The sequence below is a fragment of the Candidatus Krumholzibacteriia bacterium genome, assembly GCA_035649275.1.
Classification (GTDB): Bacteria; Krumholzibacteriota; Krumholzibacteriia.
Genome location: DASRJW010000023.1, coordinates 1 through 2566 on the forward strand (window position 1 = coordinate 1; position 2566 = coordinate 2566).

Genomic DNA, 2566 nt, shown 5'->3' on the forward strand with positions numbered 1-2566 from the left:
GGGCTCGATCTACGTGGCCGACGACCAGCTCGAAACCCTCCGCGCCTATGACGCCGACGGGCGCTTCGTGCGCACGATCGGCCGCAAGGGCGAGGCGCCTGGAGAGTACCTTCTCATCCTCGGCATGACGGTCCTGCCCAACGGCAACCTGGCGATCTATGACGGGCGGAACCAACGGATCACGATCTACAAGCCGGACGGTGACGCTCTCCACAACTTCCGCGTCTCGAACAGCCTGTTCGCCTCCGACATGCTGCATCATGACGTCGAGGGCAATCTCTATCTATGGTCCCGCGAGCCGGCGGGCGGCCAGTCGAACGACTGGCGAGAGTTCTTGCTCCAGGTTTCACCCACAGGCAAAACCTTGGGGCGCATCTCACTGCCCGAGGAGGAAGCCGACACGGGCAGCCTCCATCCCGCGACGCTCTGGGCCTGGAGCCCCCTGGGGTACCTCGTCGTTGGGAACAACGAGAACTACTCCCTCGAGATGCGCTTGCCCGACGCGCCCCGTCACATCACGCACCCCTACGAACCCGTGGCGGTCCTTCCCGAGGAAAGAGACCAGTGGCTCGCTTGGGACGAATACTTCCGCAAGCGCAGTCTCGAACGCGGCCAACCCGCGGTGAGCCACACCATCCCGGCGCGGAAACCCGCTTTCAAGGGTCTCTGCGTCAGCGACGACGGGAGGATCTGGGTGCAGCGCTACGTCGCGGCAGAGAAGCAAGACGTCCCTCCACGCGCGCCCGGTGACAAGCGCCACCTGTTCCCGTGGCGGGAACCTCAGGTCTTCGACGTCTTCGCGCCGGAGGGCGCTTTTCTCGGCAGCATCGAGATGCCTCGGAGCACCAGGGTTCTGTTCCGTCGCGGCCAGCAGCTCTGGGGTGTCCGCACGGACGATGACGGCGAGCGCGTCGTCCGTTTTCGCATCGAGAAGCAGTAGCGCCGGCCTCTCTAGGGCGGCGGGGTGCGTCGTAGGATCGTCGTGGCCGTGGCCTGGTCGGAGGCGAGGAGCACCAGCTCCGCCACCGTGGCATGGGGAGGTCGGGTGGCGCAGAAAAGCACCGCGTCTGCCACGTCCTCCGGCGTGAGCGGCCGGGTGTCCGCATAGACCTTCCGCGCCCGTTCCTCATCGCCCCGAAAACGGACGCTGCTGAAGTCCGTCTCCACCAATCCAGGATCGACGGTGCTGACCCGGATCGGCGTGCCGTGCAGGTCCACCCTGAGGGCCTGGGTGAGCGCTCGCACGGCATACTTGCTGGCGCAGTAGACACCGCCCTTGCTGTAGACCTCCCTCCCCGCAATGGAACCGATGTTGATCACGTGGCCGCGCTGCCGCTCCAGCATGCCCGGTAGAACCGCCCGCGTCACGTAGAGCAAGCCCTTCACGTTGGTGTCGATCATCTCGTCCCAGTCTTCCGTGCTTCCCTCCTGCAGGGTGGCGAGGCCGCGGGACAGACCGGCGTTGTTGATCAGGACGTCGATCTCCTTCCACGCCGCCGGCAGCTTGCCGAGCTCGCTCTCCACCTGCGCCGTCACGCGCACGTCCATCTGCACGCAATGCGTGGCCGTACCATGTGCCGCCTCGAGCTCGCGGGCGAGCTCGCGTAGGCGTTCGAGCCGCCGCGCCGCAAGGAGCAGCCGCGCCCCCTCGGCGGCGAAGGCGCGAGCGCAGGAACGCCCGATGCCGCTGCTCGCACCGGTGACGAAGACGAGCCGATCGCGCAGGGAAAGCATGGGGGGCAGTGTACCGCAAGCGCCGTCCGGGCGGGGCTGGGGCGAAGGATCAGCCGCCGCTCCCCTCCGCCATCTGCACCGGCGAAGCGGCGAGACGGTCGCGGTGCAGCACCGCTCCCGTCTTGGGATCCACCTGGCCGAAGGTGAGGACACCGGTCGGGCAGCTCTGCACGCAGGCGCTGCAGCGCACACACTCTGGGTCGGCCATGGGCAGGCCCTTGTTGGCGAAGTTCATCACGTCGATGCCCTGATGACAGACGGAGGTGCAGACGTTGCAGGAAATGCACTTCTTCTTCTCCGCCAGGATGCGGAAGCGAGAGAAGCGGGCGTACACGTGCATGAGCGCCGCGAGCGGGCAGGCGAACCGGCACCACATGCGGCCGCTGCACCAGAAGTAGAGGCCATAGCCCAGGACGCCGGCCAGGAAAACGTCGACGATCCATTTGTAGCTCAAGAGGTGCAGGGCGCCAGGGACGCCGCTACCGTCCTTGGCCGCAAGGTTCACGGCACGGAGAAACGCGCTCTGCGGCCAGTTCCACCAAGCGATGCGGAGGAGGAGCAGCAGGATGGCGAGCGCCAGGATCCCCTGTCCCAGCATGTTGAGGCGATTCCAGCGCGGCCCGTGCAGCATCTTGTGGCGCTGCGTATCCCCCAGCGTCTCCGCCAGCGCCCCACACGAGCAGATCCAGCCGCAGTAGGCGCCCTTGCCGAAGAAATACACCAGGAGCGGGATGGCGACGAGCGTTTGCAACACGCTCAGGAGCAACCAACCCCAGAGTGGCGCATCGGTGAAGACGTTGTAGATCATGAGCGGCCAAGCGAGGACAAAACC

3 protein-coding genes are annotated in these 2566 nt (G+C 66.4%); 1 reads left to right on the plus strand and 2 read right to left on the minus strand.

Annotation, left to right across the window (positions count from 1 at the left end; all coding sequences use genetic code 11):
• The coding region (locus tag VFE28_01645; protein ID HZM14678.1) for a 6-bladed beta-propeller at positions 1-940 on the plus strand (940 nt) is incomplete at its 5' end.
• Between the two features lie 11 nt (positions 941-951).
• Here VFE28_01645 and VFE28_01650 read toward each other — a convergent pair.
• Both VFE28_01650 and VFE28_01655 read right to left on the minus strand, forming a co-directional pair.
• Positions 952-1734, minus strand: coding sequence for an SDR family NAD(P)-dependent oxidoreductase (locus tag VFE28_01650; protein HZM14679.1), 783 nt, complete (start codon positions 1732-1734; stop codon positions 952-954).
• Between the two features lie 49 nt (positions 1735-1783).
• A partial coding sequence (locus VFE28_01655; protein ID HZM14680.1) for a 4Fe-4S binding protein occupies positions 1784-2566 on the minus strand: 783 nt, incomplete at its 5' end.